At 43.6% G+C, this 24433-nt stretch carries 24 protein-coding genes; all 24 read right to left on the reverse strand.

The genetic code is table 11. The features are described 5' to 3' along the window. Nucleotides 1-25 precede the first annotated feature (25 nt). Complete coding sequence (locus AC0VZ9_RS14085) at nucleotides 26-568, reverse strand: gamma carbonic anhydrase family protein (RefSeq protein WP_009334404.1); 543 nt, start codon at nucleotides 566-568, stop codon at nucleotides 26-28. An 18-nt stretch (nucleotides 569-586) separates the two neighbouring features. Next, nucleotides 587-2098, reverse strand: a complete 1512-nt coding sequence (locus tag AC0VZ9_RS14090) for a tripartite tricarboxylate transporter permease (RefSeq protein ID WP_475396355.1) — start codon at nucleotides 2096-2098, stop codon at nucleotides 587-589. 30 nt (nucleotides 2099-2128) lie between these two features. After that, nucleotides 2129-2635 carry a tripartite tricarboxylate transporter TctB family protein gene (locus AC0VZ9_RS14095; protein WP_009334402.1) on the reverse strand — a complete coding sequence of 169 codons (507 nt, stop codon included), beginning with the start codon at nucleotides 2633-2635 and terminating at the stop codon, nucleotides 2129-2131. An 86-nt stretch (nucleotides 2636-2721) separates the two neighbouring features. Beyond that, nucleotides 2722-3543: an enoyl-CoA hydratase-related protein gene (locus AC0VZ9_RS14100; protein WP_009334401.1), complete on the reverse strand. Its 822-nt coding sequence runs from the start codon at nucleotides 3541-3543 to the stop codon at nucleotides 2722-2724. 19 nt (nucleotides 3544-3562) lie between these two features. Further along, nucleotides 3563-4783: a CaiB/BaiF CoA transferase family protein gene (locus tag AC0VZ9_RS14105; protein WP_009334400.1), complete on the reverse strand. Its 1221-nt coding sequence runs from the start codon at nucleotides 4781-4783 to the stop codon at nucleotides 3563-3565. A 157-nt stretch (nucleotides 4784-4940) separates the two neighbouring features. Then, complete coding sequence (locus AC0VZ9_RS14110) at nucleotides 4941-5594, reverse strand: GntR family transcriptional regulator (protein WP_009334399.1); 654 nt, start codon at nucleotides 5592-5594, stop codon at nucleotides 4941-4943. Between the two features lie 264 nt (nucleotides 5595-5858). After that, on the reverse strand, nucleotides 5859-6848 hold the full coding sequence (locus AC0VZ9_RS14115) for a tripartite tricarboxylate transporter substrate binding protein (RefSeq protein ID WP_009334398.1): 990 nt from the start codon (nucleotides 6846-6848) through the stop codon (nucleotides 5859-5861). Nucleotides 6849-7208: 360 nt separating this feature from the next. Further along, the gene (locus tag AC0VZ9_RS14120; protein WP_475396356.1) at nucleotides 7209-8543 is read right to left on the reverse strand and encodes a (Fe-S)-binding protein; all 1335 of its coding nucleotides are present in this window, start codon (nucleotides 8541-8543) and stop codon (nucleotides 7209-7211) included. A 16-nt stretch (nucleotides 8544-8559) separates the two neighbouring features. Beyond that, nucleotides 8560-9996 (reverse strand): FAD-binding oxidoreductase, encoded by a 1437-nt coding sequence (locus tag AC0VZ9_RS14125; RefSeq protein WP_009334396.1) that lies wholly within the window; start codon nucleotides 9994-9996, stop codon nucleotides 8560-8562. 12 nt (nucleotides 9997-10008) lie between these two features. Next, complete coding sequence (locus tag AC0VZ9_RS14130; RefSeq protein WP_192908650.1) at nucleotides 10009-11904, reverse strand: sigma 54-interacting transcriptional regulator; 1896 nt, start codon at nucleotides 11902-11904, stop codon at nucleotides 10009-10011. A gap of 122 nt (nucleotides 11905-12026) precedes the next feature. Next, nucleotides 12027-12725: a hypothetical protein gene (locus AC0VZ9_RS14135; protein WP_009334394.1), complete on the reverse strand. Its 699-nt coding sequence runs from the start codon at nucleotides 12723-12725 to the stop codon at nucleotides 12027-12029. A gap of 29 nt (nucleotides 12726-12754) precedes the next feature. Beyond that, the gene (locus AC0VZ9_RS14140) at nucleotides 12755-13921 is read right to left on the reverse strand and encodes a pyridoxal-phosphate-dependent aminotransferase family protein (RefSeq protein ID WP_475396357.1); all 1167 of its coding nucleotides are present in this window, start codon (nucleotides 13919-13921) and stop codon (nucleotides 12755-12757) included. Nucleotides 13922-14560: 639 nt separating this feature from the next. Beyond that, nucleotides 14561-14752 carry an IDEAL domain-containing protein gene (locus AC0VZ9_RS14145; RefSeq protein ID WP_009334392.1) on the reverse strand — a complete coding sequence of 64 codons (192 nt, stop codon included), beginning with the start codon at nucleotides 14750-14752 and terminating at the stop codon, nucleotides 14561-14563. Nucleotides 14753-14944: 192 nt separating this feature from the next. After that, nucleotides 14945-15895: a malate dehydrogenase gene (gene mdh, locus AC0VZ9_RS14150; protein WP_217024666.1), complete on the reverse strand. Its 951-nt coding sequence runs from the start codon at nucleotides 15893-15895 to the stop codon at nucleotides 14945-14947. Between the two features lie 36 nt (nucleotides 15896-15931). Continuing rightward, nucleotides 15932-16318, reverse strand: coding sequence for a BMC domain-containing protein (locus AC0VZ9_RS14155; RefSeq protein WP_009334390.1), 387 nt, complete (start codon nucleotides 16316-16318; stop codon nucleotides 15932-15934). 1 nt (nucleotide 16319) lies between these two features. After that, nucleotides 16320-16592 (reverse strand): EutN/CcmL family microcompartment protein, encoded by a 273-nt coding sequence (locus AC0VZ9_RS14160; RefSeq protein ID WP_019383115.1) that lies wholly within the window; start codon nucleotides 16590-16592, stop codon nucleotides 16320-16322. Beyond that, nucleotides 16574-17248 (reverse strand): hypothetical protein, encoded by a 675-nt coding sequence (locus AC0VZ9_RS14165; RefSeq protein ID WP_475396358.1) that lies wholly within the window; start codon nucleotides 17246-17248, stop codon nucleotides 16574-16576. Before AC0VZ9_RS14165 ends, AC0VZ9_RS14160 begins: the two co-directional genes overlap by 19 nt. Beyond that, nucleotides 17245-17898: a phosphate propanoyltransferase gene (locus AC0VZ9_RS14170; RefSeq protein WP_009334387.1), complete on the reverse strand. Its 654-nt coding sequence runs from the start codon at nucleotides 17896-17898 to the stop codon at nucleotides 17245-17247. The genes AC0VZ9_RS14165 and AC0VZ9_RS14170 overlap by 4 nt, the downstream gene beginning before the upstream one ends. A gap of 31 nt (nucleotides 17899-17929) precedes the next feature. Continuing rightward, nucleotides 17930-18223, reverse strand: a complete 294-nt coding sequence (locus tag AC0VZ9_RS14175; protein WP_009334386.1) for a BMC domain-containing protein — start codon at nucleotides 18221-18223, stop codon at nucleotides 17930-17932. Between the two features lie 16 nt (nucleotides 18224-18239). Further along, nucleotides 18240-19769, reverse strand: coding sequence for an acetaldehyde dehydrogenase (acetylating) (locus tag AC0VZ9_RS14180; RefSeq protein WP_009334385.1), 1530 nt, complete (start codon nucleotides 19767-19769; stop codon nucleotides 18240-18242). Between the two features lie 34 nt (nucleotides 19770-19803). Beyond that, nucleotides 19804-20457: an ethanolamine utilization microcompartment protein EutL gene (gene eutL / locus AC0VZ9_RS14185; RefSeq protein ID WP_009334384.1), complete on the reverse strand. Its 654-nt coding sequence runs from the start codon at nucleotides 20455-20457 to the stop codon at nucleotides 19804-19806. Between the two features lie 12 nt (nucleotides 20458-20469). Next, nucleotides 20470-21486, reverse strand: a complete 1017-nt coding sequence (gene eutC / locus AC0VZ9_RS14190) for an ethanolamine ammonia-lyase subunit EutC (RefSeq protein ID WP_475396359.1) — start codon at nucleotides 21484-21486, stop codon at nucleotides 20470-20472. 12 nt (nucleotides 21487-21498) lie between these two features. Next, on the reverse strand, nucleotides 21499-22863 hold the full coding sequence (locus AC0VZ9_RS14195; protein ID WP_009334382.1) for an ethanolamine ammonia-lyase subunit EutB: 1365 nt from the start codon (nucleotides 22861-22863) through the stop codon (nucleotides 21499-21501). Between the two features lie 17 nt (nucleotides 22864-22880). Beyond that, complete coding sequence (locus AC0VZ9_RS14200) at nucleotides 22881-24329, reverse strand: ethanolamine ammonia-lyase reactivating factor EutA (RefSeq protein ID WP_475396360.1); 1449 nt, start codon at nucleotides 24327-24329, stop codon at nucleotides 22881-22883. Between the last annotated feature and the right edge of the window lie 104 nt (nucleotides 24330-24433).

The raw sequence follows: 24433 nt of genomic DNA on the forward strand, positions 1-24433 counted from the left end.
GTGTCTCAGCTCATCCTTTTAAAAATTACTTATTTTCTGCATCAATCATCCCGGAAGCAATACCAGCCCGGCGAAACTTTACAGCGTTTTTTTGATAAAATTCTGCCCCTGCTATGATACGCTCCTGCAGTTCCTCCTTCACCGGCTTTAAGGCTTTCGCAGGAACACCTGCTGCAAGGAAGTTTTTCTCAATCACTTTATTTTCCCCTACTACTGCTCCTGCCGCAATGACTGCACCATTCTTAATGATGGCACCGTTAAGTATAATCGCTCCCATGCCGATCAGGGCACCATCTTCAATGGTACATCCATGAATCACACAATTATGGCCGATTGTGACATTCTGTCCAATGCTCACAGGGTAACCTTCATCGACATGAATCATCGTTCCCTCCTGAATATTGGTGCCCCTTCCGATTCTGATGGAATCATTGTCCCCGCGCAGGACAGAATTGAACCAAACGGACACATCAGCCTCCAGTTTTACATTGCCGATGATATAGGTGTTAGGTGCCAAATAGACGGTTTCATGAACGTCTGGCTTCAGTCCTTCAAAATCTAAGATCAATTCCGGAACGCCTCCTTCTTATGAAGCTACAGTTTGATCTGAATCGCTCGCATTGTTTTTGCGCTTCTTAATCCACTTATTAATGAATGGATACAATATACTGATGATGGATAACACAATGAAGGTTAAGGCAATCGGCCTTGTGAAGAAGATGGAAATATCATTGTTCGACATCTGCATGGCCCTTCTGAACTGGTCTTCAGCAATGGGACCGAGCACAACGCCAAGCACGATAGGTGCCAGCGGAAATTTGGCATTTTCCAGATAGTAGCCGATAATTCCGAATACCAGCATCATAGCCACATCAAAAATCGAATTCCTGACTGCGAAAGTGCCAACAATACAAAAGAGAACGATAAGTGGTCCAATGATTGTGTAGGGCACTTGCAAAATTTTAGAGAATACCGAAATAAACGGCTTGGCAATGACTAAAATCAGCAAGTTGGCAACAAGAAGACCCATCAGGATGGTATAAATGAGCGAACCCTGTGTTGTAAACATCAAAGGCCCCGGCTGGATTCCATGCAGAATAAAGGCGCCAAGCAGTATGGCGGTTGTGGCGCTTCCCGGAATTCCCAGGGAAAGCAAAGGAACCATGGCACCCATTGCTGCTGCATTATTGGCAGACTCTGGTGCAGCTACCCCTTCTGGAATTCCAGTTCCAAATTCCTTTGATCTTTTTGACCACCTGGCAGCTTCACTGTAGCTGAGCATGGCTGCAGTAGTTGCACCTATTCCCGGAAGGATTCCAATAAATACACCTAATAAGGAGGAACGTCCAATGACGCCAGAAATTCGTTTCATGACATTCCAGTTTGGAAGTTCGGAACTCACTTTTTGCTTTGCCTTCACCTTGTGGACCTGCTGAACTCTTCTCAGCACCTCTGATATAGCGAATAATCCAATCAGAACAGGAATGAAGTCAATACCCGACATTAACTGGCCTGAACCGAATGTAAATCTTGGCACACCAGTCATTGTATCGATGCCAATAGTGGCAATAAACAAACCGAAGGAAACACCAATGAATCCTTTAACCAGGTTGCCTGCACTCAAGGAAGCTACTACCGTCAGACCCATTAGAGCAAGCGCAAAATACTCCGGGGACGAAAATCTAAGCGCAAAAGAGGCGAGAAGCGGCGTCAAAAAGATTAATACCAGCGTTCCAAAAACACCCCCTGTGGCGGAACTGAAGATGGAAATGCCGAGGGCTTTCCCCCCTTCACCCTTCTTCGCCATGGGATACCCGTCGAAAACGGTTGCTACCGCTTCAGGTGTGCCTGGGGTTCTAAACAGAATAGCGCTTATAGACCCTGAAAAAACAGATGTGGCATAAATGGAGGTCAGCAGCAAAAATGCTGCAGCAGGATCCATTGCATAACTGACAGGAAGAAGAATAATGACCAGCATGGTTCCGCTTATACCCGGTATCCCTCCTCCAATGAAACCAAGCAGGACACCGACCATAAGAATGAAAAAATTAAAAGGCTGAAAAAGATTCCCAAAACCGCCTAAAAGTCCTTCTATCATTAAGTTCACCTCTTTTATTAAAGTTGGCTATTAATAAAACAGCAAGCTAAGTGAATAAAAAATCCCTGTTCCCCGCGGGAAAGGCAGATTCAATAAAATGGGAAACAGCACGATAGAACCGGCAGTTGCCAGAATACCTGTCAGCAGAGCCCGAATATAGCTTTTCATACCGAACAAAAGCGCCATCACAAAAATCCCCAGAATCGTTGCAGCAATAAAACCAACATAGCCAAGAATAAAAATATAGGTGGCAAGAACTGCAAACAAGAGGAAGAACTTTTTCGGATGAACGAGCTGCTCCTCATTATCTGCATCTGCTGAATCAATGTCATCTCCCTTTATATTCTCAACATTTTTCACCTTTAGAGCCCTCATCAGCAGGATAACTGATAGAATTAGCATCAGGATCATTAAAGCTGCCGGCCATGTTCCTGCAGAAATGAAATTCCCTGTCCTATTTTCCACCTGGAGTGACATAACCAGAAAAAAAGACGAAAAGACTATCATGATAATCGAAAGATTTCGTTCCAGCTGCATCTCTTAGCCCCCCAAAATTTAGTAAGTTAATTGGAGGAGGCTGTGAGCCTCCCTGCCATTTTAATCACACTTTATTTCCTATCTACTTAAGAATATTTAAAGTCAGGCTTCCGTTTTTCCAAAAATGAACGCACGCCTTCCCGATAATCCTCTGAAAGAAACGATTCAATCACAAGCTCGGCTGTTTCAGGTGAATCTTCAATGGCCCCGGCAAGCACTTCATTAATGATTTTTTTTGAACCCCTGACTGACAGCTGAGCATTTCTGCAAATTAACTCTGCATATCTGACCGTTTCCTCTTTAATGGCTTCTGCAGGATATATCCGATCGATGAGACCAATCCGATACGCTTCCCCGGCATCCAGGAGCCTTCCTGTGTAAAGAATGTCCTTGGCTTTCGCCGGGCCGACAAGATCTACAACATTTTTGGTTCCCGGTGTATTGTATACTAGGCCAAGCTTTGCTGGAGTAATGCCGAAATTGCCCTGTTCATCAGAGAATCTAAAATCACAGGCAACCGCAATTTCACATCCGCCGCCAACACAAAAGCCCTGTATCATGGCAATCGTTGGCTTAGATGCATTCATGATTGACTTTTCTGCTATCATCGTAGCCTTGTTATACTTTTCAGCGCCTTCTGCTGTATACCTTAATGTCTTAAATTCGCTGATATCTGCGCCTGCCGAAAAAGCAGCAGATCCAGTCCCTTTAAAAATGATTACTTTTACATTGGCATCATTTTCGCATTCCTCAATAAGCTGCGGAATCCTCAACCAGATTTCATAACTGAGGGCATTCCTTTTATCCGGCCGGTTGAAGCATATGAATGCAATTTCTCCTTCAACCTGAAGATAAACCGGTTCACTGTACGTCTTCTCCCTGCTGAATGCTTCCAGATTCTTAGACATATCACTAACGACCTTTCTGTTATTTTTTATTCAGGATGGGCTTTTCTTCCAAGGTCTTCACAGCTCCTGATTTTGTTAAATTTCTTATGGAATCTTCGTCATAGCCCAAACCATTCAACACTTCAATCGTGTCCTGTCCGAAGAGAGGAGATGGGATTTTCACCTCACCTGGAGTTTTTGAAAATTTTGCGGGAATGCCAATCATCTTCATTTTTCCGATTAATGGATGCTCCACTTCCTGAATCATGCCTCTTGCTTCATAATGCGGATCCTGAACCGCCTCTGCAAAGTTGTTGATTGGTCCCGCAGGCACCCCTGCTTTTTCACAGAGATCAATCCAATGTCTGGTATCTTGATGCATTAATACAGCCTCAATATCTTCTTCCAGTTCACTCACATGTTTGTTTCTCAATAAATTGGTTTTATAGCGCGGATCTGTCAGCCATTCAGGCTTTTCGGCAACATCTTCGCAAAATCTTTCCCATGTCCTTTGATTGGCACATCCAAGCATCATATAACCCGATTTTGTTTTAACCGCCTGGTATGGAGCAGACACACGGTGCCTCCAGCCGGTTGCTTCCGGTATCGTTCCTTCAGCAAAATAGGCCCCTGCCTCCCACGTAAACCATGGAAGCCCGATCTCAGCCAGGGCAATATCCACATGCTGTCCTTCCCCTGTCTTCATCTTATGGATAAAAGCTGCCAATATCGAATAGGCTGCAGTTATGCCTGCCCCGATATCATAAACGGCGATGCCTGATTTCATTGGCCGCATTCCTTTTTCTCCGGTCATGCTCATAAGCCCTGTCATCCCCTGGGCTACCAGATCGAACCCGCCCTTATGGGAATAAGGGCCAGTCTGGCCATAACCTGAAATAGAACAGTAGACTAGCCCAGGATTAATCTTCTTTAGGCTTTCAAAGTCAATGCCAAGTGATTTTGTTACTCCCGGGCGGTAATTTTCAACAACAACATCTGCTTCTTTAGCCAATTGATAGAAAATTTCTTTTCCTTCATTTGTTTTAAGGTTTAATGCTATGCTTTTTTTATTTCGGTTTATCTGAAAAAAGCAGGTAGATTCCCCGTTTACATAAGGGCCCATTTGGCGGGAATCGTCTCCGCCATTCACTTTCTCCACTTTCATGACTTCCGCACCGAGATCCGCAAGGACCATAGTGCAATACGGACCAGCCATGATTTGCGATGCATCAAGGACTTTCATTCCTTGTAATGGTCCCACTCAGAACACCCCATTTTGAAAATATTGTCTCAGAAGTGAGCCCGATGTGACCGGCAGCTGTTCATTTCTATACATTCATAATCTGTGCATGTTATAATAAAATCGATTTTCATGAGAATGGAGCATTTCTATTTTGGCGAGTGGAGATGCTCTTTTTTTATTCGCAGATCATATTCATTCCGCGTTCCAGATCGTTGCGCAGATGATTCTCTGCAGATTGGTAGACAGCTATCTCGTCCCGGGCTTTAAGAGCATGAAAGATTTGCCTATGTTCTTTAAGAATTTCTCTATTATGCTCGTTGTTTTTTAGGATATTGGCCCGGTATAGCAAAAGAAATGAACGTACTTGCTTAAGCAAGTGCACTGCCCGCCTGTTTGGGCTTGCATCCAAGAGCCGATCATGAAACTTAGCATTCCATTCAAGTAAAAGTAGATGGTTTCCTTCCAAAAAGGCATCTTCAGCTCTTTCAAGAATTTCTTCAATGCAATTCAGCCGCTCTTCTGTAATCGCTTTCAAAACAAGTCCCATTATTTGAGGTTCCAGCATAATGCGAGTTTCATATAAATCCTTAAAATCAGTTTCATCCAGTTTTACAATAGATAGCCCCAGCTGATCCTGAACCAGCAGTCCTTCTATTTGCAGCTGGCGCAGTGCTTCTCTTAACGGGGTCCGGCTTATATTATATTTTTCCGCCAGATGGGAAACATTGACCTTCTCACCAGGCTTTAATTGTCCTGACAAAATGGATTTTTTTATAATGTCATAGATTTGCTGATAAAGCGGCTGCGTAAATTTCAGGCCCTGCACCATCTTTGCCTATCCTCCTTTAAATGAATTATCTCTGCCTGTTGCTGTATACTGTGTGCTGTATCCTGGATACAGCTTCAAGGGCGATCATATCTGCCAGTCGGAATGGCAGTCAATAACCTGAACAAAATCTCTCAAGATTATATAAAACTAGTTTTACTTCGACAAAAATCTTCAGCAGCCTATCGAGCAAATCTATGAAAATCTATCATGAAGCTTGCAGGAGGCAAAAAGGCAGATATTCTGCCTTTCGGCAATTCTATTCAATCATTCTTTTAATAGAGAACCGTAAGTGTCGATTAGCTTTTTAAATTCGGCATTATACTCTTCTGAATTTAGCCAGCCATCCCGAAGGTGCAAGTAATTGGCTTTTTCATACTCTTTATAGTCCGGGCGATTTTTCGCTTCCTCAAGGGCTTTTTCAAGCGCTGAAATGATTTCAGGCGGCGTATCCTTATGGACCATGAAGCCTCTGCCCTGGCCGTCTGTTACATCTATCCCCATTTCAGTTGATATCGGAACGTCCTCAAAACCTTCCATTTTCTCTTCAGTAAAGGCAATCATCATCTTAATATCTCCGCTTTCCAGCTGGGCAATCGATGGTCCAGGTTCCTCTGCAATGACATCGATATGTCCCCCGAGCAGTGCTGCTGTCATCTCTCCAGAACCTTCAAATGAGATATAATTAAACTTTGTTCCAGTGGCTTTTTCAAACTGTTTGACTACCAGTTCATCAAAGCCGGCTGAACCTGTACCGCCAATTGTGATCTCACCAGGTTTTTCCTTTGCCTTTGCGATAAGATCTTCAATATCCTTGAACTTGCCATCGCTTTTTACTTGGAGGGTCATGGTATCATTTTGGACCCTTCCGACAGAAGTTAATTTGCTCAAATCATTTTTTTCCACTCCTGCTGCAATATTTACGGGATGATTGGATGTTGCAGACCAGATGGTATAGCCATCAGCCGGCTGCCTTGCCACATGGTCAGCCGAATTAATCCCCGCCGCACCAGGCATATTCACAACATTTATGTTTACACCAAGAATATCTTTAAGTTCTTTTGCAATGGCCCTGGCAAAATTGTCACTCCCGCCGCCCGCGCCAAAGCCAACAATAATTTCAATCTGCCGCTCGGGAAAATTGCCGCTGCTTTTCTTTTCCTCCGAGCTTGCTCCCTGAGGTGAAGAATTACATGCCTGCAAAAAGAATACCAATGCAATTGCCAGAGACAAAAACGAAATCCTCTTTAATTTCATGTTAATTTTCCCCCATATTAAGAAAAGTTTTAAATTTCTGTAAATTAAAAGCGTATTATTCCCTATAAAACAACTTAGAATGAAGATTACTTAATCAGACATGGACCTATTCCTCGATCTGGATCGTCACCTCCCTGTTTCTGTCATGTTTCATTAAACTTCAATGCAATTTTTGTGCCGAAAAGCAAATAACTCGATTAACTTTTTTACCGGGAACCAAAATCGTAAGCGGTTTCAAATTAAATGGGACATTCACACTTTTAATGAATTTAAATTCTGAATTCCTTCCAATACACTTATCAATCATTTTTGTTCTCTTTTGAAACAAATTGTCCACTCTTCTGTTTCAATTTGAAACTTTTATTGTTTTCCTGGAGATTCTGCCCTTTCAATTGACTCCATCAGATAGTCGGCAACATGCTTTGTTTCAATCTGATCCTCCATTCCTTCACGATGAACCCCCAGTTTCATTTGGAGGAAACAGCCTGGATTGGCTGTTATTAGAACAGCTGATTCAGTTTCTTTGACTCTGGACATTTTCTTATCCAGTATTTCATTCGCAAGTTTTGGCTGCAATAAATTATAAATTCCGGCAGACCCGCAGCAATATTTCTTTTCAGGGAGATCCACATATTCCGAGTTTGGAATTTCCTTCACCAATTTAGCTGGAGCATCCTTCACCTTCATTACATATTGCAGATGGCAGGAAGGCTGATAGGTTACTCTTTCACCTCTGCCGGCAGTTTCAGGCATTTCTCCTTTTTCATATATGATCTCACTGATATCCCTTATTTTGGCAGAAAATACTTTAGCCCTCTCCAGCCAATGTTGATCCCCCCGGAATAAATCTGCATATTCCGCAAGTGCAGCACCGCATCCTCCGGCATTGGTAATAATATAATCCACATTTGCTTTTTCAAAAGCCTGAATATTCGCTTTGGCCATTTCAATGGCCCTGTCTTTTTTTCCGCTATGATGGTGGAGTGCTCCACAGCACATCTGCGCTTTAGGGGTTACCACATCAAATCCAGTCTTCGACAGCAGTTTAATGGAATTATCGTTTGTTTCTCTGAACATGAAATCCATGATGCAGCCATGGAAAAAGGCTACCCGGCCCCTTGCTGCCTTTTCTTCATCAGCCCTCGGAGTAAACTCAGCATGATGTTTCCTCCCAGAAGGCGGTAAAATGGAAGGCGTGATTCTTTCCATTTGCCTCATCTGCTCTGGGAAGAATTTCAAAATGCCCAGTCCTCTACTTATATACTGAAGCCCGCTTTTTTGATAAAACCACAGAAGATTGCCAACAGTATTAAGCCTTTTTTGGTTGGCAAGAACATGGTCAAAGAAGTAATCTTTAAAAGTCCTTACCGGATATGCAGGTTTTTTAATATCTGTTTGTACAGGTGCTTCAGCCGCTGCTGCTATTCGCTCCTTGGCGAGCATGACGATATCAGGGACCTGAACATCAATAGGGCATGCATCCACACAGGCTGAGCAAAGCAGGCAGCGATCAAGCTGATCTTTGATTTCCTGATTTACGGGGATATTGCCCTCAATCAGACTTCTTGCCATCAATACTCTGCCCCTGGGACCATCAGCTTCCCTGCCTGTGATATCTAAGGTAGGACAAACATTGCGGCAGGCACCGCAGCGCACGCATGTTTGCATGGATTCCTTCGCCGTCAGCAATTTCATTACATTCACCTCCAACCTAGTTAGGCAATGCCATCTTGCCTGGATTTAAAATATTATTTGGATCAAGCGTCCTTTTAATGGCCCGCATCACTTCCATGGCAGGACCATGCTCTACATCCATATATTTGGCACGGACAATTCCAACTCCATGCTCGGCTGTCGTCGTTCCTTCCATTTTGATTGCCAGTTCATGAATATCGTCGATCATTTTCTGCACATTTTCCATTTCAATTTCATTATTCATGTTCACTACCGGTCCGGTATGCATATTTCCATCACCAACATGACCGTATATTCCGCAGATGATGCCATATCGTTCTGCGATATTATGAATCTCCCGGAGTGTTTCAGGGAGTCTCGAAATTGGCACACAGATGTCTTCGCCGCCATACACCCGGAAACCGCCCGGCTTTAAAAGTCCAACCGCAGCACCAACAAGCTTCCTTGCCTGCCAGAGCTTTTCACACTCATCCGGCTCATCGCTGAACTTTATATAATTCGTAAATTTTTCGACTACCTTCCTGAGCCGGTTCACCTGGGAGGTTACCTCCTCTTTGGCACCATCCACTTCAAAAACAAGAATAGCTTCATTATCCAGGGGAAGATTCAGCTCAGGCTTCATCATGTTGACAGCCTTCGTACAATTGAAGTCCATGATTTCGATGGCTGATGGCTGCAGGCCTGAAGAAAAAACAGCGTTAACCGCCTCTCCCGCATCTTCCAATCTTTCAAATGAGCATAAAACAATACCTCGTGTGACAGGGAGCGGCAATAATTTCAGACGAAGGCGCGTTACAATTCCAAGAGTGCCTTCTGAACCAATCATTAAATGGGCAAGGTCGTAGCCGGAGACCGATTTAAGCGCCTTCGATTTTGCTCCGCCAGTCACAATGATGTCACCGGTGGGCAGTACGACTTCCATTCCCAGGACATAATGGCGGGTAACACCGTATTTGACTGCCCTCAGCCCGCTTGAATTGTTGGAAACCATTCCTCCCACTGTGCACATATTTGCGCTTCCCGGGTCAGGAGGGAATCTTAGTCCATAAGACTTCAAAGCCTCATTTAAATCATTTTGGATGACTCCCGGCTCAATTACTGCCTGCATATTCCTGTGATCAATCTCCAGGATTCGGTTCATTTTCGATAAATCCAGCATAATGCCGCCTTTAACCGGGACGGCTCCGCCTGTTTGCCCGGTGGCTGCCCCTCTCGGGTATAAAGGTATTTTAAATTCGTTGGCCAGCCGGACACATTCACTGACCTCTTCAGTTGACAGAGCAATAACGGCCACTTGAGGCAGTTTCGGACGGAGCTGTGTTTCAAAGGATGCATCATAGGAGTAGGTCATCATATCAGTGCAATTGGTTAATAGCCGGTCGTCTCCGAAGATATTTCTTAATCGGGATATCACGTTTTCATCCAGCGGAGGCGGTGTCATTGTTTCATTCATTCTTTCTCCTCCTTACAAACTATTTATTTTTCGCCAGAGGGTCGTCCTGCCGATCCCCAGAATCTTTGCGGCTTCTGTTTTATTGCCGTTTACCTGCTTCAGCACGTTCAGTATATACTCTTTCTCATAGTTTTGAAGCTTCGTTTCTTCATCTACTTCATTAATGCTGTGTTGTTTCAGCACATGCAATTTGGAAAAGTCTTTCCCGCCTGCAGCTAAAACAGTTTCTGAATCAATCAATTTCTCAGGGGAAAGAATCATCGCTCTTTCAACAATGTTCCTGAGCTGGCGTATATTACCCGGCCAATGATAGCTTTGCATAATTTTCATAGCTTCAGCAGTGAAGCCCTTAATATTTCTCCGAATGCCCGGTTCCAATTCTTTTATGAAAAAATCGCATAACAATGGAATATCAAGGATCCTTTCACGCAAGGACGGAATTGGGATATCAAGAATATTGAGGCGATAATACAAATCAGCCCGGAAGCTCCCATCTTCGACCATCTTCTCAAAATCACGGTTCGAGGCAGCGATTACCCGAATATTAATGGGGATCACTCTTTCATCCCCTAGCCGCATCACTTCCCCTTCCTGCAAAACCCTGAGGAGCTGGGCCTGGAGGGATTCAGCGAGTTCGCCAATTTCATCAAGGAAGATGGTTCCCTGATGAGCCAATTCAAATAAGCCGGTTTTTCCTCCCTTTTTCGCTCCCGTAAAGGCTCCTTCGACGTAGCCGAATAATTCGCTTTCCAGCAGGTTTTCAGGGATAGCCGCACAATTCACTGCAACGAATGGCCCTTCCGTTCGCTTGCTGAAGCTATGGATTAAATGGGCGAATACCTCTTTTCCCACACCTGTTTCACCCGTCAGGAGAATAGTAGAATCCACCTGAGAATATTTCTTCACCTTTTCGATCGCTTTCTGATACACCTCACTTTCCCCGACAATATTATTTAAACTGTATTTTGTGACATGGCCGCGGTGAAGGAGCTTTTTACGGATTTCCTGCTCCTGCTGCTGAAGTCTATGAACCTCCTGAAACGTACAGACAGCTCCAAACACCTTTTGCTCGTGCCTGATGGGTATTCGATTTGCAACCACTTTTACACCATTGGCATCCTGAATGCGGTTCAGTTCTTCCTTACCAGTCGAAAGAACTTTTTTCATTTGTGAATTAACGAGGATATCATCAATCTGCTTACCGATTACAGAATCATAAGGCAGGTTCAAGATACTGTAAACGGAAGGATTGCATACTGTAATAACCCCTTTTTCATCCACAGCAATTACACCATCAGCAATAAAATCAAGAATTGCCTGGAGTTCCTTGGTTCGTTTCAATTCTGTGCGCCTTACTTCAATCAGGCTTCTTGCTTCATGAATGGCCTGGATGACCGATTCCACTCCAGACGTTAATATCACTGTTTTTATCGAATTATTTTTGACTTTGTTCGTAAAAATACTTTTCCCAATCAGGACATCTATCTCTTTTTTGCTGAGAGCCTCGACAGCTGCTTCAGCTTCCTCAGGTACAATTACGCAATGCTTTTCAATCGATAACCCCAGCACGGATTCAATTGTTTGGATCCCCTGCAAAACATCCCGGGTGTCGGCTATTCCAATCTTCTGTCCGAGCTTTTGCGCTTCTTTGATGGTTCGGAGCAGATCATATCCGGTTATGGGAATCTGCACGACGGGTATGCCAAGATCGGACTCAATGAGCTTTAATCCCAGGGTTCCTCTGCTAATGATTACTTCTGTGCCGGCTTTTTCAAATTCTTTAGCAGCTGCAATAGCATTCCGGAAGCTTACCTTTCTTATCGCGACATCTTCTCCTGTTTTTTTCGCTGCTTCCTTTGAAACCTGTATAAGCGCGTCAATTGGGGTTAAAATGGCAATTTCGGACATTGCTTCACCTCATTTTCCTTTTTCTCTTGGACAAGTTTTATAATTATATTAAGTTTATCTTATCAGATGCCAAGGAAAATTTCGGTAAGTTTTCATAATAATCAGTCTATTTGTTTGATAAATTAGATCAGAATAGTTTCTGATTTTATTTTAATCACGCCTTCAACCTGGCCAAACGGGCCATCTGGTGAACACATCCCCGCTGCTGTGCCGGAAAGCTGAAAAAAATAAGAGAGATCCTTAAGGTCCTTATCATTCAGCTGTTCAAAAACCGTACCTCCTATAATCACTGCATTTCCTATTAAACTGTCCTCAAAAATGTCCAGCAGATGGGTGCAGAGCATTTTTCCGTTTCCTTTTCCAGTTAAGGCTCCGTTGATTTCAATATAAGTCGTTTCAGGTATGAACATACTAAATGATCCGGATGCCAGGCAAGCCGCCATTGAATCCGGCGAGATAACAATGGGAATGGCCCCCCTTCCTCCAAGACACTTAATATCCTCATCTATTCCTGCAATAAGCATTCCATTCAGCGGAATATTTTCTGAACGGAAATATTGGGCCAAATCGCAATCTATTAGTCTTATTCCTTTTCCTAAACAGAACTTACGGATGGCTTCATCTTTCGCATCTCCATAAGAAAAAAGAATCTTGGCCGGATTTTTAACGGTTTTGTACCCTTGTCTGATAAATCCTTTGATAACATTAAGGGGATTTTGGCCGCTGACGAATAGGAAATCTGGGATCACATTGATCTGATCCCCTGGAGTAACTGATGGGAGATTTGCCAGTTCAGCGAGTCGTTTTTCAAATATATTCACCCGGCTCACGTCTCCTTAGGACCAGAAATTTAACAGTATGGATTTTCGAGCCAATGCCGCTGTGCGGCGGAAACTCCTGCACCTAACTCCACTTCGTATCCGCTCTTCAATAAAGCAAGCTCCATTGCAGCAAACATCTTCAGCATATCTGCCGCATCCGTATATCCCATATGGCCGAGACGCAAAATCTGATTCTTCACCTTTCCAAGACCGCCTCCCAATGCGATATGGAATTCTTCCCGCATCATCTTTCTGAATTCATCGGCATTATTTAATTTTACGGCTGTCAGGGTTGGACTGGCAGCCGAGTCATCCACCAGCAATTCAAGACCTAAAGCCCTTACCCCTGCCCTTGTCATATCCCGAAGTGCAGCATGCCTTTTATATTCAGCTTCTATTCCTCCGCTTCTTTCTATCATATTGCAGGCCTCAAGCAGCCCGCATACAAGTGATATATTTGGGGTATAAGGTGTTCCAGTTCCTGATTCCAGGCCTTTTTTATAAAGTTTAAGGTCAAAATAGAAGGATGGGCACTGATGATTATTTACAGTATTCCATGCTTTTTCACTCAAAGTAATCAATGCAAGTCCTGGAGGCAGCATTAAAGCTTTCTGTCCTCCAGTTGCCACTATATCAATGCCCCATTCGTCCATATATAGGGGTGTGCCGACTATCGAGCTGACAGCATCAACGAGGAATATGGCATCTGTTTCTTTTACAACTGCTGCAATCTCTTTTATGTTGTTGATTGCAGAGGTGGATGTTTCACAATGTGTCGCAAAAACAGCTCTTGCCTCAGGATTTTCCTTTAATGCTTTTCTCACATCCTCAGGATCGACAATATTTCCCCATTCCGCATCGACCCGGACGGTTTTGCAGCCAATGTGGTCTGTAATTCCCTGAAGGTACTCACCAAAATAGCCAACAACGCAAAGGATGATCGTATCATTGGGGCCAACCGTATTAATAATTGCTGTTTCAAGGGCGGAAGCTCCGCTTGAGGTAAGCGGAATCACCAGGTTTTCAGTCTGGAATATCGTTTTGGACTTTTCAGTCGTTTCCTGAAGTACATCCTGGAAGGCTGGATTCCGGTAATCCATCATGGGGTGATCGAAACTTCTTAGCATGGCACGCTGTATTTCTTTCGGAACCTGAACCGGCCCCGGCAATCTTAAATCCAATTTTTCTTCAAACATAGCTTCCTCCCCTTATCGTTTCTGATTTATATCTTGCTAATGAGTATTGTTGCAATTTCCGTGCCAAGGTTGAATGTCTTTCTTACAAAGGTTTGTTTGTTAGAGGAGTGTTTCAGCGTTTCATTTTGGAACGATGTGGAACAGTTTGGTGAAACAGCTGGTGGTGTTAGAAATTTTCGAATTGGGTTCTTATTTTGGGATGGTGGTACCGTTATGACGATGATTTTTTGAGGACTCCTGATTTTCGGATTATTGACAGCGGTTATAACAACGGGATTTTTATCTATATTCTATTTAGGTGTTGAATTACCTATTAACTTCCATTTTTGCTTTACTACTCTCTTTTTCGGCGTAAATCCATTGGATTAACTAGCATTTTGGCCTTACTCCACTCAATTTCGTCGTTAATCCATCAGATTAACCACCATTTTTCTTTACTGCTCTTTTTTTAAGCCTTAGTTAGTTTTTTTGACTGCTATTGTTTCCTTCCTGTTCTGGATTTTGCAAGCAATTATGCTGAAGCTTTTCATTGTTTAAAATTGGGCTTTCTCAATCATTCATTAAAATATATTAAACAACAAAAGGCAGCCCCATTCTTTCGAACAGGCTGCCTTTTTTACATTATTAATTGTGGGCTTTCTAAGAAATCTTCTTTAATTCATCTGTTAAGCGGATGAATTCTTCCTTGTTTCGGCTAGTCAATGCTTCATCAATTTTTTCGCGAAGCTTTTCTTTTCGGTATTCCTTAAGAGCTTGATTTAGGACTTGTTCTGCTAACACTGACACGTTTTCCTCAGACTGTTGCGGCGAGTTAAGTAGACGTTTTTCCATTTAAAATCAACCCCTTGACCTTTTTTCTATTGTAACAGAAGTTTTCAGATTATTCAAATCATTTTTTACTGGAAATTTTGTCAGCAGCTGCTAAGCTTGTTAAATACAATGTACCCGGTTAGTGAACAGTTTAAACAAAATACAAAAAAGCTAACTCGTGAGAAAAAATAATTTCCTCACAAGTCAGCCCTCTTACGCTTTGGCTGTTTCAAGTATGCTCATTACATTTTGTACTGACTTAACAGATTGATCAAGAGCTTTTTTCTCATCGGCAGTCAATGGAATTTCAATGACACTTTCTATTCCATTTCCGCCCAGGATTGTAGGCACTCCCAGATAGATGTTACTGTATCCATACTCACCTTCCAAATAGGCAATTGAAGGAAGGATTCGTTTTTTATCTTTCAGAATCGATTCTGCCATTTCAACCATTGAAGCTGCAGGAGCATAATAGGCACTTCCCTGGCCAAGCAGATTTACAATTTCTCCTCCGCCTTTTCTGGTTCTTTCCACAATCGCTTTGATTCGGTCGGCAGGGAGTATTTTCTCCAGTGGAATGCCGCCAGCATACGAATATCTGACCAGCGGAACCATATCATCTCCATGACCGCCCAGGACAAAACCTGAAATATCTTCAATGGAAACTCCCAGCTCTTGAGCCACAAACGTATTAAATCGGGCTGTATCTAATACTCCCGATTGGCCGATTACCCTATTTTTCGGAAAACCAGTAGTTTTATAGCAGACAAAGGTCATTGCATCGACAGGATTGCTTAACACAATAATATAGCTTTCCGGGGCGTATGTTTTTATATTTTGAGAAACTTCGATCATAATCTTTTCATTTACAGCGACAAGATCGTCCCGGCTCATTCCTGGTTTTCTTGGCATTCCGGCAGTAATCAATACTAAATCGGCATCTTGAATGTCTTCATAGCTTGAAGTGCCGGTTATGCTGGCATTGAAGCGCTGAATCGGTCCAGCTTCAAGCATATCCAGGGCCTTGCCTTTTGTTGGGTTCGTCTGTGAAGGTATGTCAACTAAGATTATGTCTCCCAATTCTTTTTGGGCCAGCATCAATGCTGCTGTCGCACCCGTAAAGCCTGACCCGATTACGGCAATCTTTCTTCTCTTAAAAGTCATGGCTGTTCCTCCATTTCATCGTACTAGTGGAGTACTTTAATTATCTTCAACGCTATCCAGTTCCGCCGCAGATATCTGTTTCTTTTTGCTGGCTCCCTTTTTTACGGGGGGTGCTTCAGGAGCTGGCTCTTGTTTCATTTCCTTTGGTTTCCTGTCATCTAATAAAGCTTTCTTGATATCTTCATCAGGATGAGGTATAACATGCGCTGACACGAGTTCACCCACTCTGGCTGCTGCTTCCTTACCTGCATCCACAGCAGCCTGAACAGCACTTACGTCCCCCTGAACCAAAACCGTTACTAAAGCGGCGTCCACTTTTTCCTGCTTCACCAAAGTAACATCAGCAGCTTTCAGCATGGCATCTGCTGCTTCAATGGACCCAATAAGCCCTCTTGTTTCAATCATGCCTAGTGCTCTTGCCATCCTATTTCACCTCTTTCTTTTCAACGTCAACAGAATCGATAATTCCAATAATCAATGCATCAATTGGCAATCTTATATCTCCGGACATATTTGAAGCCGAACTTCCACGCGTAACGAGAACTTGATCACCGACTCCTGCCCCAATACGGTCAACCGCAACGAATGATTTTGCTGCTGAAAGACCATGAGGCTCGACAACCAAAAATTTCAGGCCCGTTAAATTATCTTCTTTTCTTGTGGCCCATACATTGCCGATTACCGTTCCCATTTCCATGTGTTTTCAGCCCCTTTTGTATCCATTACAATGATGCTTTTTCCCAATTCCCGTGCTGTATCGCGTGCTAAAGGTGTTATAATGGTCTGTTTATCTGCGAGGATTTCATTCATTTTGCATTCTTGAACATCTCTTTGTGTGATCAGCTTCTTTGAGAGAGGCTGATCTGCGCTGATAGGCTTTGGCGCTGCAAAATCTTCCAGGCTATTGATTTCAACCCCGAACTTTAACAGCTTTTCCTTATACTCCATTAAGCTTAAAGAATACTCCCCGTTTGTTTTTTTCTCTCCATTCAGGATTTTATAAAGTTTTGTTTTCGGAATTAAGGTAACAGGGACATAGTCCATAATACAGGCTGAGAGAAGCTCGCTTTCCGGTGTATCGCAAATGCCCAGTGCCCCTTTCACAAACAAGTCCTGGGAAGCATCAAGAAAAATAACCCTCATAACATTATGCAGCTCAGCTTCTTCGCTAAAGTCATAAGGAAGGACATTCCAGTTTTCCTCTAACACTTCTAATATATTTGGATCGACTTTCCCTAAATCTCCAACTGCGAGGATATTATGTTTAGCTTTAGAATTTGGAGCAGATTTGGCACCAAATAAATTTTTTACCACTTCTTCAACTATTTGTTCAATTAAATGCCGGTCAATCATAATCTTTCCTCTTGCCTTACTAACCTGCCAGCTGTTTTACCGGTAATCAGTCCTGCATTGGCTTCATCAGTATCAATATGCATTTCAAGTCTATACCGGGGTGAGATTCTAATTAACACATTTCCAAAGGATATTGGACGTTCTCCCTCTGCCTCAACTTTAACGTATTCCCCATTTTTCACGCCGAAAGTTTCAGCATCTTCCGGAGCCATATGAATGTGTGCCTGCGCGATAATAAGACCTTCTTTTTTATAAATGCTGCCCTTGGGTCCTATCAGAGTTACAGGTGAAGATCCTTCTATTTTCCCGGATTCGCGGAGCGGGGGTTTCAGCCCCAGTTTGATCGAATCAGTACGGCTGACCTCTACCTGGGTCATATTGCGGGCAGGACCAAGAATGCGCACCTTTTCAAGGCTTCCTCTTGGTCCTGCGATGGTTATAGTTTCGTTAGCAGCAAATTGGCCAGGCTGAGATAAATCAGCTTTTTCGGTAAGCTGATAGCCTGTTCCAAAAAGAATCTCCAAATCTCTTTGATTTAAATGACAGTGCCGGGCAGAGACAGCCATTGGAATTGAATGATCTTTTCCTGAGGAATCTTTTAGCCTTGAGACGATTTCCTCTACAATCGATTGAATGGCTTGCTCGTTCATGGATTTAAGCTCCTAACTTAGTAATCTTGTATTAAAGCTCAGCATCAATTTTTGGAAGAATGCTCTCCAATTCATTATGAGGACGAGGAATGACATGAACAGATTTCAATTCTCCAACACGCTGTGCTGCTGCAGCTCCCGCATCCGTTGCCGCTTTGACAGCACCTACATCACCGCGCACAAGCACCGTAACAATACCGCCCCCTACATGTACCTTTCCAACTAAATGAACATTCGCAGCCTTCACCATAGCATCTGCAGCTTCCACTGAAGCAACCAGCCCTTTAGTTTCGATCATGCCTAATGCAGTTAATTCTCTAGCCATTTTTATTTCCTCCTAATTAGTTAGTTTGATATTTTTTCATCACTTGATTGACCATGTCGGCAATCATCTTTGCATCCACTTCGCCATCTGGCGATACTTGCTTGAGAACTTGATTAACAATATGATCAACATCCGGGCTGCCGGCTAGTTCTTTTTCAGCTTTAGAAGATGATGATGCCGGTTTTGGGATGGTGATTTCTTTCGTACCATAAGCCATTCTTTTAATATTGATCAGGTGGCGTGCTGTTACATTATCAGAGGTAATGTTGCCGCCGAATGAACCGCATCCCAGAGTCAGAGAAGGCATCAATCCGGTTGTCGCCCCAACAGCCCCAATAGACGAGAGCGTGTTGACCATCATTCTTGAAACTGGCATTTCAAGAGCAAAATCCTTAGCCACTGCATCGTCATTCGTATGAATTGAGAGGCTATGCCCTCTTCCGCCCAAATTGAGCAGCTGCAGGCAGATATCTTTTGCCTCCTGGCAGCTTTCCGCTGTATAAAGGGCAAAAACCGGAGATAGTTTTTCAATTGAAAATGGTATGTCTTTGCCTACTCCAGTTTCTTCAGCAATTAAAACTCTTGTTTCTTCAGGGACTTGGATACTGGCCATGGCTGCGATTTTAACAGCACTTTGACCGACGATATCCGGATTCAGCTTTCCCGGTGAAGGCGAAATGACTTTTTCCAACGCCGCTTTTTCATGGTTATTTAAGAGATAAGCCCCATTATTTCTCAGTTCTCTCATGGTCATTTCTTTGATATTGCGATCGACGACAATCGATTGTTCACTAGCGCAAATCGTTCCATTATCAAAAGATTTACTGTCAATGATCATTCTCACCGACTGGTCCACCTTAGCGGTTTTTTCAATATAGCAAGGCACATTTCCAGGCCCTACTCCATAGGCAGGCTTACCTGAGCTATATGCAGCCCTGACCAGTCCGCCGCCTCCTGTTGCTAAAATGAGATTGATGTCGCGATGCTTCATTAATTCGTTTGTTGCACTCATTGAAGGCTTTGAGATCCATCCAATCAATCCTTCGGGTGCACCTGCCTGTATGGCTGCTTCATTCACAATTTTTAAAGCTTCAACTGTACATTTCACTGCCCTTGGATGTGGGCTCACGACAATGGCATTTCTTGTTTTTAGAGCAATCAGTGCTTTAAAAATGGCTGTTGAAGTAGGGTTAGTCGTTGGAATGATGCCTGCAATGACACCGTAAGGATAAGCTATTTCCGATACTTTATTTACCCGGTCCTCATGTATGATGCCTACTGTCTTTTCATCTTTGATAGACTCATAGACAGCCTTGGAACCGACTTCGTTTTTAATTTTTTTGTGCTCGGCAATGCCCATCCCTGTTTCCTCTACCGCCATCCGGGCAAGGTAAAGTGACTTGGCATAAGCAGCATCAGCGGCTTTTTTGACGATTTTGTCAACCTGCTCCTGCGTAAAGGCCATATACTTAAACTGCGCTTCCTTGGCCCGCTTTACCGCATCCCGCATTTCCTGCATGGATTGAAGATCATGATCAAATTGCAAGATTCCACGCTCCTTTCAGGATATTTTGAAAGAATTAGTATTTTATAGGGTTCTGAGAAATTTCCATAATGGCATCCCGGAAAGCATCAGCTGCTGCCTGGCATGCTGATTGAGAGCCGGTCAGCAGTCCCCCGCCAAAGTTGGTTTCCGAAGGCGGCCCGAAAAATTTAACCATTTCAACATCCGCTGCCTTTAGAGCAGCGTCAAGTCCATAAACGGCTTCCAAAGGAGGGGCTATTAAATACGCTATAGGCTCTCCGATTTTGATGCCTGCTTCCTTTGACAGATAGGACCCTGTTCTGGAAACAACATGTGCATAAATGGCATGCGCTTTTTCCTCATCAAGCGCTTCAAAATAAGCATCGGATTCAGCTGTCTGGAGGACAGCCTCCATACCGCTTTTGACTTCATCAGGAGACGGCCCTGCCAAAATTCCAATCATTTCACCTGATAATGGCCCAGAAGCATGAGCAGCACCCGCATAAAAGGACCTGGCATAAACCACTTCGACATCAGCTCTTTTAGTAGCTTCATCGAGTGCGGTATAGCCTACGTCATCGACTGTTGAGGTGAAAATCGCCAGGCTTCGGTGATGGGGCTTAAGCTGAAACTGCTTTGCAAGCTCTTGGTCCACGTTAGGAATCACCCGAACAGCCAATATATCAGCGTGAATGCGTTCTAATCCCATTTTTTCTGCCTCCTACCCTTCCTTTTTCACGAGCGATACACCACTTGCTTCATACTTTAAAACTTTTTGGATGACCGTTCCGAGATAGGCGCCAGCCTCTGCGGGAGGAATTCCGCCTTTATGTATATTGGAAATTACCATCCGGTCAGCTTCGATCGTTCCTTTTCGGGGTTCATAGCAAAGGTAGGCACTCAGTGATTCTGCACTGACCAGACCAGGACGCTCGCCAATCAATAAAACAACTACTTTGGGCTTCAGGAGCTCGCCTACTTCATCCATAACAGCCACTCGGCCTTTTTCGATATAAAAAGGGGTCCCCATATCGAGGCCTAAACTTTTTAATGATTGCTGAAGGGATAGATATACATCCTCTGCATTTTCTTCAATCGCACTTGAGCTAAGCCCGTCAGACATAATGATTTGAACAGCCGGTCCCTTTTGGCATTTAGCAAGAATGATTTTTTTGGCTTCTTCTGATAGCTTTCTGCCATAATCGGGTCTTCGGATGTACACTTCTTTTTCATTTACCATCGTATTGACTTTAAAGAGTCCAAGATGGTTTATAAGCTCATCATTTACATCTCCAAAGACAGCATCGACTGCTGCTGCATGGTCAAAGCGGAATTTCAGCCATGTGTCTGTCTTCGGTCTTGTTCCTGCTCTTCCCACCCCGATTCTTGCAGGTGTTTTGCTCTTGAGTGCCTCCAGCTCTACTGGATCTGCCGGATGATCAATGCCTGCCTTTTTTGAATAATTTTCGTTCTTATCATGACTCGCTTTAACTGTTGAGGTCATTTTAAGAGCATTTGTATTCTGATAGCTTTTAATTTTTATTAGACTGTCTGTATCCTCTTTTCCAGCCTTGATCACCTCCACTGCCATCTTGGATGGTTGTGTGCTGGGGTTTGATGTATGTTTCCAAAATTTTACTCCTGCGCTGCTTTCTTGCCCTTTCACATCAGAGGTTTGCTGCGATTGAAGTTTTTCAACTACAAGGCGTGTTACTTTTTCAATCAGTTCAGGATTCATTCATTTCAACTCCTATCGTGAAAAAATGGTTGGATCGCCTGCGATTTTGCTCAGCTTTCCATTTTCGAAGATTCCCATTTTCTCAAGCCAATCCCTGAATATTGGAGATGGCTGCTTATTCATCGTCTGCCTAAGCGTGGCAACGTCATGATAGCTCATGGATTGATAATTGAGCATGCAATCATCCCCCATTGGGGCAGCAATAATAAAATTCACTCCAGCTGCTGTCAGCAGAACGCCAAGGTCTTCGATATCGTTTTGATCGGCCTTAATATGATTCGTGTAGCAGATATCAACACCCATAGGGATGCCATGCATTTTTCCCATAAAATGATCTTCTAGCCCGGCCCTGATGACTTGCTTATTGTTGTACAAATACTCCGGCCCAATGAAACCTACCACTGTATTTACGATGTAAGGGTCATAATGCCGGGCAAAGCCGTAATTTCTCGATTCCAGTGTCATTTGATCCATTCCAAAATGCGCTTCAGCGGAAAGCTCTGAACCTTGGCCCGTTTCAAAATATAAACGCTGTGGCCCGGTGCCGGTGCCGAGAGTTCTTGCCATGTCATTTGCTTCCTCAAGAAGTGAGGCAGTAATTCCGAATGATCGGTTGGCAGCCTCTGTTCCGGCTATGCTTTGGAAGATCATATCTGCAGGTGCTCCCTGTTCTATAGCCTTCATTTGAGCTGTTACATGTGCAAGCACACAGTTTTGTGTTGGTATTCCCCAGTCCTTGATAAAAGCATGTGTGGCATGGAGCAATCTTTTTACACTCTCAACCGAATCATCCACTGGATTAATTCCAATCACTGCATCCCCTATGCCGTAGGATAAACCTTCTTTGAGGGATGCGATCATGCCATCCACATTATCGGTTGGATGATTAGGCTGCAGACGGGAAGCCAATGTTCCTTTATATCCAATCGTTATATTGCATTTGGATAGTATTTCGATTTTGTTTGCCGCGTGAACAAGATCAAGATTAGACATGATTTTTGCAGCGGCGGCGATCATCTCACTGTTCAATCCCCTGCCGATTCTTTTTAAATCTTCTCCTGTAGTGTCATCGTCCAGGATATATTCACGAAGTTCAGCAACTGACCAATTTTTTATGCTCTGATAGACGGGTTCATTCATCCCGCTTTCTATAATTCTCGAAACCTCATCCTCTTCAGGCGAAAGCATAGGATTTTCTCGGATATCAGATAGGGTTAAATGACTTAGAACCAATTTGGCGGCGATTCTTTCCTGGACGGTTTCCGCTGCGATTCCCGCGAGGCGGTCCCCTGATTTTTCTTCATTTGCTTTTGCAAATAGATCTTTTAGATTTTCGAATTGATACACATTTCCTAAATGACTCGTTTGCAGCTTCATAAATAATCCCCCCTTTCTTACCGATGGAATGTCAATGTTTTAATGACAACAGGTACTACATTGGTTTGAAGCAGGTGGCCGATATCTATGTAATCTCCATGCTCTACCTTAATCTGGTCGATGCATACGATACTTTGCCTTGTTTCCTGAACTTTAATCGTCTGGCCAAGGACTTTAGCATGGTCGCTTTCTAATACGACAACAAGCGGCTGTTCCGGAATCGGCTTTGCTTCTAAGGATTTCAGCAAGACTGAAGATAACTCCTGAATATCACGAAAGCCCAAATATGGCAGAGCCGTTAAATACAGGGCGAAATTTTGTCCCTCCTTCTGAGGGTCATAAATTTCCACCGCCTTTTTTACTGCTTCTTGAATCTTATGGAGACCTTTTTCCAAATTGTAATCAAACCGGATCTGATAGACGGGCAAATTGCGAATTGGCAGTTCATTGCCTTCAGCATGGATGGTCGCACCGCTGATTTCTGTCGTTTGTGTACCTGCCCCGAGAACTGTTGCCCTGACCGTTTCATCCGGTTCCACCCATTTAAAGGAGGCCAGCTCACGGCAATTTTGCAATGACTGTGCCAGCTGTTTTCCAATATCGTCGTACTGGGCAGGAGAGGAATCAGCATTCTCAAAGTGGTACAAGCATTCACCGATCCCGCCTGAAAACATGATGTAATCTATCTCCTCTGTCCAATTTGGATCATGTCCCAGAAGCAAAGGCAAATCATCCTTTAGAAGATCCTTCCTTAGCATTCGGGCAATTGCTTCTGCCATGTAGTCTGTCAGTTTTCCGATGATAGGGTGACTTCTGCTGTCCCCTCTTTTTAAATCAGCTCCCCATTGCCGAAGGATTTGTTGAACAGGAGGAGAAATACTATTTATTTTGCCGTCTGTAAATTCAATCAGCCGGCCGCCGATATGCAGGGTGCATGTTCCGCACAGCCTTCCTGAATGATAAACTGCAGCATTGGCAGTGCCTCCGCCAATATCAATATTAGCCACAGTTTTTCCAGTCCTTTTGGATAATTCATAAGCTCCTGAACCTTTTGCAGCAATGATTCCTTCTAAATCAGGACCGGCAGTGGCGACAAGGAAATCTCCTGCATGGTCAGATAGGTAATGGACCATTTCTTCGGCATTCTGTTTTGTTGCCGTTTCTCCTGTAATAATGACAGCCCCTGTTTTAATATCAGCCGGCCGGATTCCCGCAGTAGTATACTCCTCTCTGACAAGCCTCTCTACAGCTTCAATATCTATTGATGAAGCGGTTAGAAGAGGAGTCCGGTAAATCGGGCTCCGGTAAAGCACTTCCTTTTCGATAATTTCGATTCGCGGCATATGGGTTCCGCCAGCCATATTCATGAGAGAAAATCTGCTGATGACGAGTTTGGTCGTACTCGTTCCGATGTCGATTCCTGCGCTGATTATATTCTCTTTTTGTGCATCGTAACGCTTCAACATGATCCCCGCCTTACTGTAGCAATTTAACAATTATGCAGGAAATAAAAAAAGGCACCGCATATGAGCAACCATTAATTGGTTGTTCATACAAGGCGCCTTTGCCT

The sequence above is a fragment of the Cytobacillus sp. QJM3NY_8 genome, from assembly GCF_056173585.1.

Bases quoted from the DNA above. Each gene is read 5' to 3' on its own strand.
- eutC (WP_475396359.1), bottom strand. From the start codon at position 21,486: ATGAATCCTGAACTGATTGAAAAAGTAACACGCCTTGTAGTTGAAAAA.
- AC0VZ9_RS14125 (WP_009334396.1), bottom strand. From the start codon at position 9,996: ATGAATGAAACAATGACACCGCCTCCGCTGGATGAAAACGTGATATCC.
- AC0VZ9_RS14155 (WP_009334390.1), bottom strand. From the start codon at position 16,318: ATGGCAAGAGCACTAGGCATGATTGAAACAAGAGGGCTTATTGGGTCC.
- AC0VZ9_RS14145 (WP_009334392.1), bottom strand. From the start codon at position 14,752: ATGGAAAAACGTCTACTTAACTCGCCGCAACAGTCTGAGGAAAACGTG.
- AC0VZ9_RS14170 (WP_009334387.1), bottom strand. From the start codon at position 17,898: ATGAACGAGCAAGCCATTCAATCGATTGTAGAGGAAATCGTCTCAAGG.
- AC0VZ9_RS14175 (WP_009334386.1), bottom strand. From the start codon at position 18,223: ATGGCTAGAGAATTAACTGCATTAGGCATGATCGAAACTAAAGGGCTG.
- eutL (WP_009334384.1), bottom strand. From the start codon at position 20,457: ATGGGATTAGAACGCATTCACGCTGATATATTGGCTGTTCGGGTGATT.
- AC0VZ9_RS14115 (WP_009334398.1), bottom strand. From the start codon at position 6,848: ATGAAATTAAAGAGGATTTCGTTTTTGTCTCTGGCAATTGCATTGGTA.
- AC0VZ9_RS14090 (WP_475396355.1), bottom strand. From the start codon at position 2,098: ATGATAGAAGGACTTTTAGGCGGTTTTGGGAATCTTTTTCAGCCTTTT.
- AC0VZ9_RS14195 (WP_009334382.1), bottom strand. From the start codon at position 22,863: ATGAAGCTGCAAACGAGTCATTTAGGAAATGTGTATCAATTCGAAAAT.
- AC0VZ9_RS14120 (WP_475396356.1), bottom strand. From the start codon at position 8,543: ATGAAATTGCTGACGGCGAAGGAATCCATGCAAACATGCGTGCGCTGC.
- AC0VZ9_RS14160 (WP_019383115.1), bottom strand. From the start codon at position 16,592: ATGGAAATGGGAACGGTAATCGGCAATGTATGGGCCACAAGAAAAGAA.
- AC0VZ9_RS14200 (WP_475396360.1), bottom strand. From the start codon at position 24,329: ATGTTGAAGCGTTACGATGCACAAAAAGAGAATATAATCAGCGCAGGA.
- AC0VZ9_RS14110 (WP_009334399.1), bottom strand. From the start codon at position 5,594: ATGGTGCAGGGCCTGAAATTTACGCAGCCGCTTTATCAGCAAATCTAT.
- AC0VZ9_RS14165 (WP_475396358.1), bottom strand. From the start codon at position 17,248: ATGATTGACCGGCATTTAATTGAACAAATAGTTGAAGAAGTGGTAAAA.
- AC0VZ9_RS14140 (WP_475396357.1), bottom strand. From the start codon at position 13,921: ATGTTTGAAGAAAAATTGGATTTAAGATTGCCGGGGCCGGTTCAGGTT.
- AC0VZ9_RS14100 (WP_009334401.1), bottom strand. From the start codon at position 3,543: ATGTCTAAGAATCTGGAAGCATTCAGCAGGGAGAAGACGTACAGTGAA.
- AC0VZ9_RS14095 (WP_009334402.1), bottom strand. From the start codon at position 2,635: ATGCAGCTGGAACGAAATCTTTCGATTATCATGATAGTCTTTTCGTCT.
- mdh (WP_217024666.1), bottom strand. From the start codon at position 15,895: ATGACTTTTAAGAGAAGAAAGATTGCCGTAATCGGGTCAGGCTTTACG.
- AC0VZ9_RS14130 (WP_192908650.1), bottom strand. From the start codon at position 11,904: ATGTCCGAAATTGCCATTTTAACCCCAATTGACGCGCTTATACAGGTT.